This window comes from Oecophyllibacter saccharovorans, assembly GCF_006542375.1.
GTDB classification, from domain to species: domain Bacteria; phylum Pseudomonadota; class Alphaproteobacteria; order Acetobacterales; family Acetobacteraceae; genus Oecophyllibacter; species Oecophyllibacter saccharovorans.
Genome location: NZ_CP038143.1, coordinates 1,881,827 through 1,897,497, shown reverse-complemented (window position 1 = coordinate 1,897,497; position 15,671 = coordinate 1,881,827). Strand labels below are relative to the sequence as shown.

15 protein-coding genes and 1 tRNA gene are annotated in these 15,671 nt (G+C 61.1%); 7 read left to right on the top strand and 9 right to left on the bottom strand.

Annotated features, from left to right (window positions below):
* Positions 1-11: 11 nt before the first annotated feature.
* The 3 genes from E3E11_RS08225 to E3E11_RS08215 are packed head-to-tail and all read right to left on the bottom strand — an operon-like array spanning position 12 to position 1,495.
* Positions 12-401, bottom strand: a complete 390-nt coding sequence (locus E3E11_RS08225; protein ID WP_141451961.1) for a DsrE/DsrF/DrsH-like family protein — start codon at positions 399-401, stop codon at positions 12-14.
* 19 nt (positions 402-420) lie between these two features.
* Positions 421-1,236 carry a HesA/MoeB/ThiF family protein gene (locus E3E11_RS08220; protein WP_231118909.1) on the bottom strand — a complete coding sequence of 272 codons (816 nt, stop codon included), beginning with the start codon at positions 1,234-1,236 and terminating at the stop codon, positions 421-423.
* 34 nt (positions 1,237-1,270) lie between these two features.
* Complete coding sequence (locus E3E11_RS08215) at positions 1,271-1,495, bottom strand: DUF3126 family protein (protein WP_141451960.1); 225 nt, start codon at positions 1,493-1,495, stop codon at positions 1,271-1,273.
* Between the two features lie 141 nt (positions 1,496-1,636).
* Between E3E11_RS08215 and E3E11_RS08210 the strand changes: the two genes are divergently transcribed.
* Positions 1,637-2,329, top strand: a complete 693-nt coding sequence (locus E3E11_RS08210) for a hypothetical protein (RefSeq protein WP_407938676.1) — start codon at positions 1,637-1,639, stop codon at positions 2,327-2,329.
* 65 nt (positions 2,330-2,394) lie between these two features.
* Here the strand turns inward: E3E11_RS08210 and E3E11_RS08205 are convergent, their stop codons facing one another.
* Genes E3E11_RS08205 through E3E11_RS08185 form a run of 5 tightly spaced genes read right to left on the bottom strand, consistent with a single transcriptional unit; the run spans position 2,395 to position 9,467 of the window.
* Positions 2,395-3,099 (bottom strand): pyridoxine 5'-phosphate synthase, encoded by a 705-nt coding sequence (locus E3E11_RS08205; protein WP_141451959.1) that lies wholly within the window; start codon positions 3,097-3,099, stop codon positions 2,395-2,397.
* A complete protein-coding gene (gene pdxA, locus E3E11_RS08200) occupies positions 3,096-4,172 on the bottom strand; it encodes a 4-hydroxythreonine-4-phosphate dehydrogenase PdxA (RefSeq protein WP_141451958.1) in 1,077 nt (358 codons plus the stop codon). The genes E3E11_RS08205 and pdxA overlap by 4 nt, the downstream gene beginning before the upstream one ends.
* Positions 4,172-5,611, bottom strand: coding sequence for a M20/M25/M40 family metallo-hydrolase (locus tag E3E11_RS08195; RefSeq protein WP_141451957.1), 1,440 nt, complete (start codon positions 5,609-5,611; stop codon positions 4,172-4,174). Before E3E11_RS08195 ends, pdxA begins: the two co-directional genes overlap by 1 nt.
* A gap of 44 nt (positions 5,612-5,655) precedes the next feature.
* On the bottom strand, positions 5,656-8,910 hold the full coding sequence (locus tag E3E11_RS08190) for a glycosyltransferase (protein ID WP_141451956.1): 3,255 nt from the start codon (positions 8,908-8,910) through the stop codon (positions 5,656-5,658).
* A gap of 5 nt (positions 8,911-8,915) precedes the next feature.
* Entirely contained in the window at positions 8,916-9,467 is a 552-nt protein-coding gene (locus E3E11_RS08185; protein WP_141451955.1) for a protein-export chaperone SecB, read from the bottom strand.
* Between the two features lie 136 nt (positions 9,468-9,603).
* On the opposite strand from E3E11_RS08185, the gene E3E11_RS08180 reads away from it, so the two are divergent.
* The 6 genes from E3E11_RS08180 (at position 9,604) to E3E11_RS08155 (ending at position 14,359) form a co-directional block, all read left to right on the top strand.
* The gene (locus E3E11_RS08180; protein WP_168189232.1) at positions 9,604-9,942 is read left to right on the top strand and encodes a LapA family protein; all 339 of its coding nucleotides are present in this window, start codon (positions 9,604-9,606) and stop codon (positions 9,940-9,942) included.
* 4 nt (positions 9,943-9,946) lie between these two features.
* Positions 9,947-10,699, top strand: coding sequence for an orotidine-5'-phosphate decarboxylase (gene pyrF / locus E3E11_RS08175; RefSeq protein WP_141451953.1), 753 nt, complete (start codon positions 9,947-9,949; stop codon positions 10,697-10,699).
* Positions 10,696-11,397: a phosphoribosylanthranilate isomerase gene (locus tag E3E11_RS08170; RefSeq protein ID WP_231118907.1), complete on the top strand. Its 702-nt coding sequence runs from the start codon at positions 10,696-10,698 to the stop codon at positions 11,395-11,397. Before pyrF ends, E3E11_RS08170 begins: the two co-directional genes overlap by 4 nt.
* Before the next feature lie 17 nt (positions 11,398-11,414).
* Positions 11,415-11,505: transfer RNA gene (locus tag E3E11_RS08165), tRNA-Ser, on the top strand.
* A 299-nt stretch (positions 11,506-11,804) separates the two neighbouring features.
* Positions 11,805-12,713: an NAD-dependent epimerase/dehydratase family protein gene (locus tag E3E11_RS08160; protein WP_141451952.1), complete on the top strand. Its 909-nt coding sequence runs from the start codon at positions 11,805-11,807 to the stop codon at positions 12,711-12,713.
* A 341-nt stretch (positions 12,714-13,054) separates the two neighbouring features.
* On the top strand, positions 13,055-14,359 hold the full coding sequence (locus E3E11_RS08155; protein WP_141451951.1) for an MFS transporter: 1,305 nt from the start codon (positions 13,055-13,057) through the stop codon (positions 14,357-14,359).
* 17 nt (positions 14,360-14,376) lie between these two features.
* Here E3E11_RS08155 and E3E11_RS08150 read toward each other — a convergent pair whose 3' ends face one another.
* Positions 14,377-15,432, bottom strand: coding sequence for an NAD(P)-dependent alcohol dehydrogenase (locus tag E3E11_RS08150; protein WP_141451950.1), 1,056 nt, complete (start codon positions 15,430-15,432; stop codon positions 14,377-14,379).
* Positions 15,433-15,671 lie beyond the last annotated feature (239 nt).

The following is a 15,671-nucleotide window of genomic DNA, read 5'->3' as shown; positions in this document are numbered from 1 at the left end:
GGGCCAGGCGATCAGAGAGCTGTGATGGGCCGTGTGCCTGCCAGGACCAGGAATTCCACCACGCCACCCACCTCCACGCTTTCGCACAGATCGCCCGGACTCAGCCCGGCAAGGCGCATGCCGCTTTCGCACGCCAGAAGCCGCATCCCCAGGTCCAGACACGCCGTCCTGAGTTCCAGCAGGGTGGGCAGGGCTTTGCGGCGCATTTCCTCTTCCGCAGGTTGATCCTGCAGCCTGTCAGCTGTTCGGGTCAGGGCAAGAACTGATTTTCCACCGGCGAAAAGAACGACTTCCCTCTCCAGTGCCAGAGCCCCCGCGGCTAGGACAAAAGCATGATAAGCCCGCTGCCAGCTGTCATCAGCCAGGGTCAGGAAAAGAGGCGGTGACTGCGTGTCTGTCATGAGGCTCCAGTAGTTGCTTTCAAGCCTCGCTCTTCAACACGCGGCCGTGGGGTCCACGGCAGGTCGGGACCTTGGTGAGGGGAAAACGGCGTATCGAACCGTCCAGCCCTTCCCAGAGCATGATCTCTGTAGCAGGCTCGTGGGTCCTGTCGCCTGTTCCGATTATGAGCCGGTAGACTTCAAGGGCCATGAAGCCGGCCATGACAGAGGTAACGGCCCCCATGACACCTGCGGCGGCGCAACCGGTTACCGGTGCTTCTTCCACTTCAGGGTAAAGGCAGCGGTAACACGGAGAACCTGCCTGATTGTGAAAGACGATCAGCTGACCGGAAAACCCCTGGGCCGAGCCTGACACCAGCGGCACCCCGTAGCGAAGACAGGCATCTGAAATCGCCACGCGTGCCGTCGCGTTGTCTGTGCCGTCACATACCACCGTCCAGGAATGGGGGCTGTCAGGGCCCAGCAAAGAGGCCAGTTGCTCAGGGCTGGCCTGTGCCTGCCAGGTTGAGACGGAAACAAGCGGATTGATCTGTCTGAGGCGTTGCTCAGCAGCAGCGACTTTCGGGCGTCCGATATCGTCCATACTATAGAGCGTCTGGCGGTGCAGGTTGCTGAGCGAGACCTCATCAGGGTCCACAATGCCCAGCTGGCCGATGCCCGCACCGGCCAGTTGCCCAAGCAGGGGCGCGCCCAGCCCGCCCGCCCCAATCACCAGCACGGAGGCATTCCGCAACCGCGCCTGGCCGGCAGCGCCGACCTGCGGTAGGAGGATCTGCCTTGAATAACGCTCCAGCTCTTCAGGGGAGAAGTGCATTTCTTGCCCGTGCAGGGACATGGAAGTCAGCGGAGCTCCTGTTGAATCTGGCCCTTCAGGCAGGTGGCAGGTCTTCTTCAAGGACCGTGATGTTGACGGCGTAGGAAACTTCTCCATCATCCTCGTCACGGTAAACGGTTCCGATCACTTCGCCCGCCACGGCGATTTCCACGCTCATTCCTTTCCGAAGGGGCGGGTTGACAGTCAGTTTGCTCGAGCCCAGCAGGCGCTGGAGTGATTTCTGCAGACGCTCGATTTCCGAAGGGGTGATATCAGCCATCTGGACTGTTCCTCTCAGAGCGGTTCAGGGATGTTCCACCTGTATCCCATCTGCGTCACTGCTGGAACCCATTTTGCTTTTCTGGCTTTCAGCAGGGGCGGGCCACTTTATTTCCGCCCTGCTTTTTTCTAGAGAGGCCACATGAGCATACGTTCAGGTTTCTCATCCCTTCACCCGCTTCCCCTCATGGCCCTGCTCTTTCTGGGCAGCTGCGGCTATTTTGATTCCCAGGCCGCTCATGAGGCGCAGTATTCACTGATCGGCACCACCAGCTACGATCTGCAGGCCTGTGCGGGGGTTCCGGGCAGCACGAAACAGCTGAACGGCACCACTGCGATCTGGCAGTATGACATTACGCGCACCATTCCTACACCGCAGGATTCAACCCTGATCCCGGTCGGCTCCATCATTAATATCTATCAGGCATTTTTCGGCGGTCCCGGCTCAACCTGCCGCATGATTATCCGGCTCGATCATGACCGTGTTTCCGAAGTGCATTATTCCGGCAATGATGATGAATATATCGGTGATGACGGGATCTGCTCGCTGATTACGCGCGGCTGTGCCCGCCAGCGTGAATCGACCATGCGCAAACCGGCTCCCTACTGGCCGTCCGGTCCCATCAACGCCTTCTCTTCAGTGCCCACGCCTCCACAGAGCACCAGCGCGACCTATTCGGCGGAATCGGGTAAGTATATTCCGGTCTTCGACAATGATCCTTACCTGCCTGTGATCCGGCCCGCTCCTCCGCCTGGCAGCCCGCCTGTTCCCGCGCCGACAGACAAAGCAAAGAACGGCGCTAAGACAGGCGGCAGCCAGCCAGCCCACAAGTAGAACTGATATTCCAGGATGGTCAGGGAGCTTACTGCTCTCCTGTACTGCCTCTTGAGCCACGCCCTTTACGAGCGTGCTGAAAGCATAAGGTCTTTCATCCGCGTTACAGCGGATCCCAGCCCTACAAACAGGGCCTGGCTGATCAGGAAATGGCCGATATTCAGTTCCGCGATTTCCGGTATGGCCGCAATCGGCTGCACATTTTCGTAAGTCAGGCCATGGCCGGCATGGATCTCCAACCCGAGATCTCTGCCCAGCGCGGCTGCGTGTGCCAGACGTTCCAGCTCTCCGGGATGGTTGCCGGCGTAAGCGCCGGTGTGGAGCTCCACAACAGGAGCGCCCAGCTTCTGCGCGGCCTCCAGGGCTTGCGGGGTAGGGTCAATAAAGAGGGAGACCCGGATCCCGGCTTCTTTCAGCCGGTCGATTTTCGGCTGCAGCTTCGCCAGCCCCCTAACTACATCCAAGCCGCCTTCAGTTGTCAGCTCTTCGCGGCGTTCAGGCACCAGGCAGCAGGCATGGGGGCGCAGGGTCGTGGCCAGTTCCACCATTTCGTCAGTGGCAGCCATTTCAAAATTCAGCGGTGCGGGCAACTGGCGCAGACGCTGCAGGTCCTGGTCACGGATGTGCCGCCTGTCTTCGCGCAGATGAGCGGTAATGCCGTCCGCCCCGGCCTGCAGGGCAATTTTTGCGCCTTCAACGGGGTCCGGATACGCTTCGCCGCGGGCATTTCGCAGGGTTGCGATATGGTCAACATTCACACCCAGTCTCATACCAGACTCTCCTTTCCCGCTGGTGCTTCTGACGCTGCAGCCACGCGGCGGTTGGCGGCCATGGAAGCGGCCATCTCCAAGGCCGCCAGCAGACTGCCAGGATCAGCCTTCCCTTCTCCGGCCAGCGCCGCGCGTGGGCCAAGAGCGATGTCAAAGGCCGTTCCATGATCGGGCGAAGTGCGGATGATGGGCAGGCCGAGCGTGACGTTGACGCCTTCCTCCATGGCAAGGGTCTTGAGGGGAATGAGACCCTGGTCGTGGTAGAGACAGATCGCCGCATCGTAACGTGAACGCCACCGGGTTGTGAACATTGTGTCAGGAGGCAGCGGTCCCTGGATATCCAGTCCCTGCGCGCGCAGTTTTTCCACCACTGGCTGCAGGATTGTCCGCTCCTCCAGGCCCATGAGCCCGTTTTCACCGGCATGCGGATTGAGGCCTGCCAGCACGAGGCGGGGATGAGCGATCGCGAAATCCCGTTTCAGGGCGGCGTGAGCGGTTTTCAGGACCTTCTCAACCTGCCCTGCGTTCAGATCCTCCAGGGCCTGACGCAGGGAAACATGAATGCTGGTCAGCACCACTTTCAACTGCGGGCTGGCCAGCATCATCACTTCCTGCCCCTCAACGCCGCACAAGGCGGCCAGAAACTCCGTGTGACCGGGATGGGGAAACCCGGCACTGGCCAGCACGTGTTTGGCAATGGGATTGGTCACGACCGCCCCTGCCTTGCCGGCCCGGGTAAGCTGAACCGCCTGCTCGATGCTGCTGATGACCGCCGGGGCATTGTGGCTGTCCGGCTGGCCTGGCTGCACAGGCGCAGGACAGCTGACCTGCAGAACCGGCAGAGCGTGGGGAAACACCTCCCGTGCTTCAGCGGGAGAAGCAATCTGCTGCACCGGGATGACCGCTTGCAGGAGGCGTGCATCACCGCTCCAGAAAAATGCCCTGTCTCCCCGGTGCAGATGCTGCCAGGCACGGGCTGTAAGCTCAGGCCCGATACCGGCAGGGTCGCCCATTGTCAGGGCGATCGGCAGATCAGCTGCGCCTTCGGCAGCCCTGGACCTCTTTGGGGACATCAGGCCAGGGCTGCCAGAATGCGCACCCAGGAGCGGATGCCGTGCCTGAAGGAGTCCAGCCCGTATTGCTCGTTGGGGGAATGCACCCGGTCATCGGCCTGCGCGAAACCGACCAGAAGCGCGTCCAGACCGAGGGCCTCCTTCACCTCATTGGCTACGGGAATGGAGCCACCACAGCCGATGGTAAGCGCTTTGTTCCCCCATTCCTCCTCCAAAGCTGTCAGGGCGGCTGTCAGATCGGCACTGCCCTCTCCGGTTACCTCAAACCCCGGTGAACCACCGTAAGACGTGAACCGGATCTCAGCGTCAGACGGCAGGTACCGGCGCATATGGTCGCGGAAGGCAGCGCGGATTTTCTCTGGTGACTGGCCCGGTACCAGCCGGAAGGAGACTTTGGCCTGGGCGCGGGCGGGAAGAACGGTCTTGATCCCCTCTCTCTCATAACCGCCTGAAATGCCATTGATTTCACAGCTTGGCCGGCACCAGGTCTGCTCCAGGGCCGTAAACCCTTTCTCGCCCTGCGCTTCTGAAAGCCCAACCTCCTTCAGAAGGGTTGCATCATCCGGATAGAGGCTACGCCACTGGGTCCGCGTCTGGTCATCAGGGATTTTCACCCCGTCATAAAAGCCCGGCAGCGTGACCCGTCCCTCTCCGTCGCGCAGATCGGCCAGAGCGCGGCACAGCAAAGCGATCGGATTGGCTGCGGCATTGCCATAAATGCCGGAATGCAGGTCCTGGGTCGCACAGGTGATCTCCACCCCTTCCGCCACCATACCGCGCAAGCGCGTCGTGATGGCCGGAATCTGCCGTCCTGCCATGGCCGTGTCGCAGATCAGCGCCAGATCAGCCTGCAGGGTGCCGGCATTGTCCTTCATGAAAGGCAGAAGGTTTTCGCCACCGCATTCCTCCTCGCCTTCCAGCAGAACGGTCACGGCAACCGGCAGGGTCCCGTGGACTTTCTTCCAGGCCCGGCAGGCTTCCAGAAAGGTCATGACCTGGCCTTTGTCATCACTGGCCCCGCGCGCCACGATGACCCGCCGACCATCCGGTTCTGTCACGATATGGGGCTCAAAAGGAGCGGAATGCCACAGATTGTCCGGATCTGTCGGCTGAACATCATAATGACCGTAGAACAACACCCGTCGTGCCGGCTGACCGTCCGCTTTTTTCAGCTCTGGCGAGCGGCCCACCACCATGGGATTGCCAGGCGGCGCCCAGTTTACATCCCTGATATCGGCCGTCAGACCTGACTGACGCATGTCCTCACATAACCATTGTGCGGCGCGCCGACAGTCGGCCGCATGGTCAGGCTGGGTGGAAACGCTGGGAATGCGCAACAATGCAAAAAGACGCTCGAGCGCCTGGTCAAAGCTGCGATCGACTTCAGTCAGAACCGCCTCGACGGCTTCTGTGTCATGGGGAGCGGTGGAGTGCGTCATTTGAGGTCTCCTTTCACGGCCTGGTCGGAAACATGCTTACACCTTCAAGAGGGCTTTTTCTTTCCTGCAGCGCGCCCGTTCTGCCATCCTTCAGCCAGGGAAACGCCCAGGCGCCGCGGCGGAATGATCTCGACTTCCTCTTCAATTTCCTCCTCCTGCTCACCCGGCAGTTCTGCGGCAAGCGCCTGGCTTTCGGCAGGGGCGGAAGGCTGTTTTTTACCCAGGCGCAGGGGAGCTGGCGCGAATGCCCGCTCAGCGGGGGACGGCGTGACAGCTAGAGCGCAGCGCGGCGAGGGTTTCTGCTCCATAACAGTGGCCAGAACAGTTTCCAGCTGCCGGGTGACGGTTTGAGAAGCCTGCCTGTCCCTTGCCCAGCGGCGTGCGCCTGCAGAAAGCGCCTGCCACTCACGCTCATCCTGATAAAGGGCCAGGATCTTGCGGGCAAAATCCGCGCCCTCGTCCTGGCTGCCGATCTTGCATTCCCGTTCCGCTTCCCAACCCATTCTCTGGGCAAGCTGCGGGGTGGTCACGATCGGCACGCCCGCGCTCGCGGCCTCGACAAGTTCCCCGACCTGGGCGCTGACCACCCGGCCTGGCGCGATCACCACCCGGCATCGTTTCAGCAGTTCCTCAGGCAATGCGCTGCCCTGCAGGCCCGTTATGGCGCCAAAACGTCCGTAATCTTCAAGCGCCACAGTTGGATTGCGGTAGCTGCCGATATAAACGGGCACCTCCCTGCCCAGCACTTTCTGCAGATGCGGCAGGACTTCCAGACAGAACCAGTTGAGCGCGTCATGGCCTGCATCTCCCGCCTCATGCACGGGTAGCGCGAACAGCAGGCCGTCACGCGGCTCCCAGCCAACCGGCTGGGCTGGGCTGACTTCTGTTTCTGACGGCACATCTTCAAGCTGGAAGGCATCATAGCCCAGCTGTTGCAGAAGCGTGGTCTGTTCCCGGTCAGAGCAGACCACTGCCTGACACAGCCAGGCATTGTGAAGCTCTGCCCGCGTTTCCACTGCCAGCCGGGCACGGTCATCCTGCAGGCCGACGCGCCGGCGCAGGTAATCCTCCATGGCCTGCAGGCCCTGGCCTTTCAGGTTTTCGGTCTCCAATACGCAGCGTGCTTCCAGCCCCAGCGCCTGCAGGGCCGGCGCAGTTCTCTCCAGGGCAGCTGTTCCACAGAACCAGACAAGGGATACGTCCTTGCGGCTCTGCAGGAAGTCGTGCACGGAACCGATACCGTCGTGAAGGCGCACATTCCCCGGAAAATCCAGCGCTTTGGCAAGTCCCTGTCCCGTAACGGGATTCAACCCGGCCACTTCCACCGCCCAGCCATCTGCCTGCAGCAGGCGCAGGCGACGCAGGAGTTTCCGGCTGCTCCCCCCTTTCAGGGACTGGGGCAGCTGCTCGCACAGGATCAACATGGATCGCTGTTTGCGCGCGTGAGGGTGGTGGGCCCCGGTTGGGGGCGATGAATCCCGAGCAGCAGGTTGAAGCGGCTGGCGGCTCAGGAAAAGCGGAAAATGCGCCCTGATGGCTTCCGAGGCCTCAGCCGGCAGATTTTCAGGCGGGGGCACCATGGCCTGTACCACGCCATCAGCCACATAGCTGAGCGCCTGGCCGCTTTCAGCAAGCGCTGCAGACAGGACCGGGAAAGGATATTCATCAGCCCGCACCTGGCCCACACGCTCCAGGGCCTGGCTGAGCCGGGCTTTGGGGGCGAACATGACGCCCTGGCAGAACAGGTCCACCGTACCTGGCAGGGTCAGTTCTTCTTCAGGCAGTGTCTCCCGATTGCGCGGGGTTATATGCCCATCGCGCCATAAAGAAGCTCCGGCCTCCAGAACCTGCAGATCCGGCCCCAGGACACGGCCACCTCCGCTTTCCCCGCGTTCAAGCGCCCTGAAAACCGGTGCCAGCGCATCTGGAAAGAATCTGTAGCCTGCCTGCAGCAGAACGAGGTTGTCACTCAGCGCCTGCTCCGTGCCTGCCTTGATCAGACCAAGCGGGGAATGCACGCCGCCCACAGGGGGATAAACCAGAGTGACCCCCCGGGTGGTTGCGGCCAGCACTTCTTTTTCCGCCCGGTTGCCGGCACTCGCCACGATGACCTGCACATTCCGCAGGTCCTGCTCTTTCAGCGCTGCCAGGCTTGCCACGGTGGACAGGTAATCGCCTTGTGAGAGAACAATCACACTCAGGGCCGGTCTGGCGCCATGGGATGGGGACCAGTCCCGAAAGACGAGCGGACTGCGCGCCACAGTCGGCATCAGGACTTCGGCCTGTCTTACCGCCAGCGCCTGGGCCGCAGCTGGGGATATTTCCACCCGGGTGTCGGGCACGCTCCCTTCTTCGCGCTCACGCACCCACAGGGCGAAGGCATCTGCCAGGCCGGAACGGGCAAGACGGGCTGGGAAAGATGGCTGCTGTATGAAAGCCTGCAGATCAACCGCCGGGCATGGCGGCCGCCCTTCTCTGACGCCGGCCTGCAGGAAATGAGCAAACCCGTTGCGGAAGGCGCCCTGGAAGATCGCTTCCTGAACGTCAGGAAAAGTCTCCAGATACCATTTTTCCGAAAAATCAGGGTCCGGATCGAAAGCTGCCGGCGTTTCGTTGGTCAGATAATGATGCAGGGGAGAATGGTAGCGACCTTCAGCGATCAGCTGGGCGACTTCCGGATAACGTTCCAGATACCATTGCGGATTGAAATACCATGAGGTGCGCCGCTGTGAGAGTTCAGCCCCTGCTTTCCCGCCCGCTTCCTCCTGAGAGGGCCAGGCCAGGAACTGGGTGAACAGCCCCTGCTCCAGGTCAATCGTGACGCCGTGTTTCAGGCAATCCTGCAGGAAAATCTGCGGCGAGAAGAAAGCGTGCCCGCTGCGTTCCTGGAAGTCTCCGAGTTTGAGAAAATGGTCATAGCCGTTCCGCCACCCCTCTTTTGCCAGCTGCAGGGGCACCAGGTCGGGATTGCGGCCCCAATAATCGGCCTCGGAAAAGAGCCAGTGCGGAGCGCAGCGTTGGTAGCCTACTTCCCGATAATGCTGGAAGCCGCTTTCAAAGATCCGGTCTTTGCCCACTTCCCTGCGTACGTTCGGATAACGGCGCAGGTACCATTCCTCATCAAAATAACGGTTGGGTGAGCGCGCCGGCTCGCGCTGCCAGGCTGCCTGCAGGCCCTCATCACTCTCCTGCGCCTCACTTGGGCTGAGCCCAGGCCGGTAACGCGCGCGAAACCAGCCGCCATCAAATGTCTCCCAGAGCGGGGGTGAAGCGGAGAGATCCGGAAGGCAGGCAGCCATTTCCTTCAGCGCCCTTCCTGCAGCGCTGCCTGGTCGCGGGCCACAGCGGCTTTTTTCTGGTCCCAGAAAGTGCGGAAATCAATGGGCTGCGGCGCGCCGACCGGGAAGCCGGCATCACGGATCAGGGTCAGCAGGGTATGGCGGGCCCCGTGGAAAAGGGCGGCGGGCGCTTCCTGGCTCAGGAGTTTTTGACGCGCTTCCTCACTACCAGTGCCTTCCACACCGAAAAGGCCGCCATAAACGACTGAAGCCGCGTAGATGGTCTGCGGCTCCTGGCCTTCAGGGCCCGCGATTGTGCCCTGTCCCTGCAGGGTGAGGCGCACTTCGTAAAGTCCTTTTTCAGGCGCCAGTGGCTCGATTGCCACATCAACGCGCAGATGCAGGTGCGGCACGCCCTGGAGAACCTGCAGAATGCCGGGCTGCCCGGCCACATCCAACCGGGCCTGGCACAGATACTGAGTGCCGTGTTCCAGCCGGAGCGAGGAGCGTTTGCCTTCTGGCGATCCAGCCTTTATGTCAGAGCTGTTTTTCTTGGTATCCTTGCTGCGGCTGCTCATGGTCGGTCGGGTTCCTTAAGGCTTGGGGGAAATGCCCGCATCTTCAGGAGAAAGAAGGGGCAGCGTCAAGTCTTCCTGTTCCACTCTGCCCAGGATCCTGGGCTCAAGATCCCGGATGGAAAAGAGGTTTTCTTACATGATTCGTCTGTTTATCTTCATCCTGTTTCTCGCTGGCCTGCTGGTCATGGGCTACAGCAACAACAACACGGACCCGATTTCCGTCTGGATCGGCTGGAAGGGCATCAAGGTCACGATCGGCATGTTCTCCATCGTGCTGGCCAGCCTTTCCTTCCTGGTCGGCCTTCTGATCGGCTGGCTGGGTGAGTTCCGCCAGCGCCGCCGCGCACGCTTGGCTGAAAGCAAGCTGCGTGAAGCTGAAAAGCAGGTGGTCGAGCTGCACCAGCGCCTTGACCGTGCGCAGAGCCAGAACCCGGCAGCCGCCATGCAGAAAGTTGAAGACAAGGTGGCTGACTGAACGGATGGCCCTGCCTCAGGAAAGCGGTCCGGGCATAAAAGGGGTAGCGCCCGCCCGCACCCGGCTGATCGCTGCGATCGACACGGCTGATCCGCAGCGCGGACGCCAGCTGATCGAGGTACTTGAGGGCAAAGTGGATGCCATCAAGCTCGGGCTGGAATTCACCTATGCCTGCGGTTTTGACGCGGTAAGGGAGATTGCAGCCCGCCATCCGGTCTTCCTTGACCTCAAGCTGCATGACATTCCCAATACCGTCGCTGCCGGGCTGAAAGCGCTCTGCCCCCTCAAGCCTGTTCTGACAACCATTCACGCAAGCGGGGGGCGCGAGATGATCGCCCGCTCCCGCGATGTGCTGCAGGAAGCGTTCGGTGACAGCCCTGACCGGCCCCGTCTGCTGGCTGTGACTGTGCTGACCAGCATGGATGCAGCTGGGCTGAACGAGATCGGCGTTCCGGCCTCGCCCCTGGAGCAGGTTATCCGGCTGGGAAAAATGGCTGTGGAGGCCGGCGCGGACGGGCTGGTGTGCTCAGCGCATGAAATCACCGCTTTGCGTGAGGCCCTCGGCCCGCAGGTGGAGCTGGTGGTGCCTGGCATCCGCCCGGCAGGCAGCGTGGCCAATGACCAGAAACGCGTCATGACCCCGGCCCAGGCAGCGCGTGCGGGGGCCAGCTGGATCGTGGTCGGCCGGCCCATCACCCAGGCCGAGGACCCGGCCCGCGCGGCCACCCTCATTCAGGAAGAACTCGCTTCCGCGTGAGCCCCTCTTCTCCTTACGCGCATCAGGCTGCCAGGGTAGCGGATATCAAGATCTGCGGCCTTCGCGGTCCGGCTGAGATGGAACTGTGCCAGGCTTTGAAGGTTCGCTGGGTCGGTCTGGTTTTTCACCCCGCCTCGCCCCGTTTCCTGACACCTGGTGAAGCGCGCCGCCTTCACGAGGCCACCTCCCCCGCCCAGGCAGATGAGCCGGAACGTATCGGGCTTTTCGTCAAACCCACCCTGAGGGTCATCGAACAGGTTCTCGAGCACCTGCCGCTTGACGGGCTTCAGCTTTACACCTCCCTGGAAAATGCCCAGGCAATCCGCCGCCATTTCCAGCTACCGGTCTGGCTGGCGCAGGGTATTGCCGATAAAGCGCATCTGCCTTCAACCAGCAGCGCGGACCAGATTGACGGTTATGTCATTGAAGCGCGCGCCACTGCCCAGGACACGCGCCCAGGCGGCTTGGGGCGCAGCTTTGACTGGGCCCTGACACAGGACTGGCACTCACCACGGCCGTGGATGCTGGCAGGCGGTCTGACGCCGGAAAATGTCCAGACCGCCCTGAAGCTCAGCGGGGCCAGAGCTGTGGATGTCTCTTCAGGGGTGGAGGAAAGTCCCGGCCGGAAATCGCTGGCGCGGATGGAAAATTTTGTCCGCAATGTCCGCGCAAAGTCTTGCACTTCTGCAGGATCATGATATCTATTCCCTGCGCCGGAGAGATGGCCGAGCGGCTTAAGGCGCACGCTTGGAAAGCGTGTGTGCGTTAATAGCGTACCGTGGGTTCGAATCCCACTCTCTCCGCCATAATCGCTTCCGCATTCAGCTCCTGCTTCCCAGAAATCCTGAAAAATCTACTGCTCTCTTACTCAAGCTCCAAAATAAGTTCAGAAACTTGGCATGCAGTTATTGATATACAGATTACTGTACAGCTTTTTTCTTTGGCAATAATTACCAAGACCAGTTTTTGATCTTAGTCTCCTTCGTTCTGTAGTCTTTATAAAACTCGATCTGAAACGCTAATGGTCAGAAAAATAGCTTTCCACCAAGTCATTCTGATTCTGCGGACAGCTGGTCATTCCCGTACCTGAGGGGACTGGGTATTCATGAAAGTTCTCATCGCAGGTGCAACCGGTGCTCTTGGCCGCCCTCTTGTGCGCAAGCTTGTCGCCAAAGGGCATGAAGTCTGGGGGCTTGGGCGGAAGCCTGAGGGGCTGGCCTGGTTGCGGGAACAGGGGGCGCATGTCGCTGCGTGCAATGTGCTGGATGCGGCCGAGGTGGAAACGCTTTGCCGCCAGGTGCAGCCTGAAGCGATCATCAACCTGCTCAGCGCCCTGCCGGCTGATCCTTTCCAGCTGGTGGAAGCTTTGCCAGCCGATGCGCATCTGCGCCTGACGGGGAGTGCGGCCTTGCTGGCAGCTGCTAGGGCCTGTGGGGCGCGGAGATACCTGCAGCAGTCAAGCGGCTTCTATCTGTTGGGGCCTGCAGGGCAGCTGGCAACAGAACAATCCCCTTTCCGTGTTGATGGCCCCGGTTCCGTCGGGGAAAGCGCGCGCATGTATGCCACGCTGGAAGAACGCCTCCTGGCGGTGAAGGACCTTGAAACCACGGCCTTGCGGTATGGCTTTCTCTATGGTCCGGGGACCTGGTACACCCGGGAGGGGGTATTCGCCCGGCATCTTGCCGACAAGGCGGTAGCGCTTATCGGCAAGGCTGATGGCGTCTGGTCTTTTGTGGATGTGGAGGATGCCGCTGAGGCGACAGCGCGTGCTCTTACGGCACCGGGCGGCATTTATGACATCACGGATTCCACCCCGCTCCCTTATGCGGAATGGCTGAACAGGTTTGCAGCCTGGGTGCACGCCCCTCCCCCGCCGGTCGTGGGGCTTGAGGAAGGGCGCGAGAAATACGGCGAGGAAACGGTTTATTATGAAAATGAGCTGAGCGGCGCTGACAATACGAAAGCCCGGACCGTGCTGGGCTTTGCACCCCGAAAGGCGCCCTGGCTGGCCTGAGCGGCAGCTTGCCTGAGGCGGGCATTTGGTTTCTGCCAGCGGGAACGTTATGATGGCGTCCCGCACAAACGTTCTCTTCCGGCAGGTCGTTGCCCAGCTGTTTTCAGCGCCACTCTGCCTGGCCCCTCACCTGGGTGAGGCCTCGTTCTTTCCTGATTTCGTATCAGTTGCTGGTGGCCGGAAGCGGAAACGTCTGTTTCAGCTGAGCTGAGCCTCCATGCAGGCTCATCCCCCCGGCCCGCTCTTCTGGGTATCTCCTGTCATGACGTGGCGATTGATAGTGTAAGCGACAGGGAGAGCTGGTGCCCAACCGGAGAGGCAGGCCGGCCTGGCCTGATGTGATGGTAGAAAAACACAGCTTCATTGAACGTATCGGCATTCCCCGGGCCCTGTTCTGGGCTTTTGTCGGTCAGCTTCTTTTCATGATCGGAGATGGTGTCGAGGCCGGGTATCTCGATACCTACATGCTCCATAACGGTCACTCCCAGGCCTTCGTGAACGAGCTGTTCACCTTTTACGGCATCGCCGTCATGGTCTCGGCGTGGCTGGCCGGGCCGCTTTCCGATCTCTGGGGGCCGAAAAAGGTCATGTGGATCGGGCTCATTCTCTGGGCGGTGTTTGAAATCGGTTTTCTCGTGCTGGGTCTGGGCCCCAACAACAGCGCCATGATCCTGCTCTTCTACACGTTGCGCGGCTTTGCGTATCCGCTTTTTGCCTATGCGCTGCTCGTCTGGATCGCCGCTGCGACACCTACAGCGATGCTGGGCTCGGCAGCCGGGTGGTTCTGGTTTTCCTTTTCGGCCGGTCTGCCGACCTTGGGTTCGCAGTTCGCCCGTCTGGCCATTCCCCAGATCGGCGAGCTCAACACTTTCTGGTGCTCTCTTGTGCTGGTCGTCGCCGGTGGTCTTATCGCCCTGCTGTTCACCCATGAGCCGACCGGCAGAAAGCGCCTGCTGCCTGCCCACATCCCTGCAAGCCAGGTTTTTCTCGGCTCGCTCAGCATCATGTGGCGTGAGCCGAAAACGCTCATCGCCGGCATCGTCCGCACGATCGATACGTCTTCGGAATACGCCTTCCTGGCCATTATGCCGGCCTTCTTTGTCGACCGGCTGGGGTTTTCACTGGGGGAATGGCTCAATCTGCTCTCGCTGATCTTCCTGAGCAATATTCTTTTTAACCTGATCGCCGGCATGGTGGCCGACCGACTGGGAAGCCGCAAAGTGGTCGCCCTCTTCGGGGGCGTGGGCGGCTTTGTCTCCATCCCGCTGTTTTATTATGTGCCTCTCTGGTTCCCGGGGAATTTCTGGCTCGCTGCAGCGGCAGGCATCTTCTACGGCGCAACGATTGCCGCTTTCGTGCCCCTTTCGGGGCTGATGCCTCAGATCTGCCCGAAGGAAAAAGCCGCCGCCCTCTCTATCCTGGGGCTGGGTGCTGGCGCTTCGACCTGGATCGGCCCTGCGATCGTCAGCCTGTGTGCAGCTGTTTTCGGAGGGGGCATGATCTATGTGATATGGACCTTCGCGCTGCTTTATCTGCTCTCAGCTGGTCTTACCATGGGCCTGACGGTCTCCCCGGCTGCACGCCGCTACATTGCTATGCAAGAGCAGGTCTCCGCCCGTTCTGCAGGCGAAGTGCCTGAGAACTGACGGAAGACCTTGCCGCTTCAGGCGCGCGGGCCAGGCAGCGTGCTCATGTCAATGACGAAGCGGTAATGGACATCACCGCGTTCCATCCTCGCAAAAGCATCGTTGATTTCATCCATGCGGATGATCTCGCAGTCAGGCAGGATGTTCTTCTCGGCGCAGAGGTCGAGTAGCTCCTGCGTCTCCTCAATCCCTCCGATGACCGAACCGGCAATCTGGCGCCGCCCCATGACCATCGGCACGCTGTCCATCTCGCCCATGGGGCCGATCTGGCCGACCATGACCAGCGCGCCATTGATGTCCAGCAGGGGCACGTAAGGCTTGAGATCATGCTCGACCGGCACGGTATCGATGATCAGGTCAAAGCTGTTCTTGGCCGCTTCCATGGCCACAGGATCGGTTGAGATCAGGCTGTGCTGTGCGCCGAGCTCGGCAGCATCCTTGGCCTTGCTGGCTGAACGGGTGATCAGGGTCACTTCCGCGCCCATCCCCGCTGCCAGCTTGACAGCCATATGGCCCAGACCGCCCAGGCCGATCACGCCGACCCGGCTGCCTTTTTTAACCCCCCAGTGCCGCAGGGGGGAATAGGTGGTGATGCCGGCGCAGAGAATGGGCGCGGCCCGTGAGGCATCTAGCCCTTCAGGCATGCGCAGCACGAAATCCTCCCGCGCCACGAGATGCTTGGAATAGCCGCCATGCGTGTTGCGCCCGTCAATGCGGTCAGGGGAATTGTAGGTCAGGGTGGGCCTTTCGCGGCAATACTGCTCGTCACCCTCCTCACACTGGTCACAATGCTGGCAGGAATCCACCATGCACCCGACGGCCACGAGATCCCCGGGTTTGTATTTCTTCGCTTTCGGGCCCGTGGCAGTGACACGTCCGATGATTTCATGGCCCGGAACGACCGGATACACGCTTCCGCCCCAGTCATCGCGGACCTGGTGCAGGTCGGAGTGGCAGACCCCGCAATAGAGGACTTCCATCTCTACGTCATTATCACGCAGATCACGCCGCTCGATTTCGAGGGGTTTCAGGGCGGATTCAGCCGTCTGGGCGCCGTAGGCCGTGGTTTTCATGCAGAAATTCCTTGTATCGGTGAAGAAGCCCGGTAAAGCTTCATTCTTCAGGTCCCGGGCCGACCGCAGCGCTTTCAGCCGCCGCGCGAAGGTATCCTCCAGGTGAGCACGCCAGAGCCGGGCTTTCTCAGGCCCCGTCAGCGCTTCACAGGAGGGTTCCAGGAGCCACTAGAGTCTAGATGTAGTCTGGCCCCGCTCCCTGCAACCCTGGCGTGGGCCGTTAGTTCTGCAGGTCTGCC

Coding starts and splice junctions, on each gene's coding strand:
- E3E11_RS08225 (WP_141451961.1), bottom strand. CDS start 401: ATGACAGACACGCAGTCACCGCCTCTTTTCCTGACCCTGGCTGATGAC.
- E3E11_RS08220 (WP_231118909.1), bottom strand. CDS start 1,236: ATGTCCCTGCACGGGCAAGAAATGCACTTCTCCCCTGAAGAGCTGGAG.
- E3E11_RS08215 (WP_141451960.1), bottom strand. CDS start 1,495: ATGGCTGATATCACCCCTTCGGAAATCGAGCGTCTGCAGAAATCACTC.
- E3E11_RS08210 (WP_407938676.1), top strand. CDS start 1,637: ATGAGCATACGTTCAGGTTTCTCATCCCTTCACCCGCTTCCCCTCATG.
- E3E11_RS08205 (WP_141451959.1), bottom strand. CDS start 3,099: ATGAGACTGGGTGTGAATGTTGACCATATCGCAACCCTGCGAAATGCC.
- pdxA (WP_141451958.1), bottom strand. CDS start 4,172: ATGTCCCCAAAGAGGTCCAGGGCTGCCGAAGGCGCAGCTGATCTGCCG.
- E3E11_RS08195 (WP_141451957.1), bottom strand. CDS start 5,611: ATGACGCACTCCACCGCTCCCCATGACACAGAAGCCGTCGAGGCGGTT.
- E3E11_RS08190 (WP_141451956.1), bottom strand. CDS start 8,910: ATGGCTGCCTGCCTTCCGGATCTCTCCGCTTCACCCCCGCTCTGGGAG.
- E3E11_RS08185 (WP_141451955.1), bottom strand. CDS start 9,467: ATGAGCAGCCGCAGCAAGGATACCAAGAAAAACAGCTCTGACATAAAG.
- E3E11_RS08180 (WP_168189232.1), top strand. CDS start 9,604: ATGATTCGTCTGTTTATCTTCATCCTGTTTCTCGCTGGCCTGCTGGTC.
- pyrF (WP_141451953.1), top strand. CDS start 9,947: ATGGCCCTGCCTCAGGAAAGCGGTCCGGGCATAAAAGGGGTAGCGCCC.
- E3E11_RS08160 (WP_141451952.1), top strand. CDS start 11,805: ATGAAAGTTCTCATCGCAGGTGCAACCGGTGCTCTTGGCCGCCCTCTT.
- E3E11_RS08155 (WP_141451951.1), top strand. CDS start 13,055: ATGGTAGAAAAACACAGCTTCATTGAACGTATCGGCATTCCCCGGGCC.
- E3E11_RS08150 (WP_141451950.1), bottom strand. CDS start 15,432: ATGAAAACCACGGCCTACGGCGCCCAGACGGCTGAATCCGCCCTGAAA.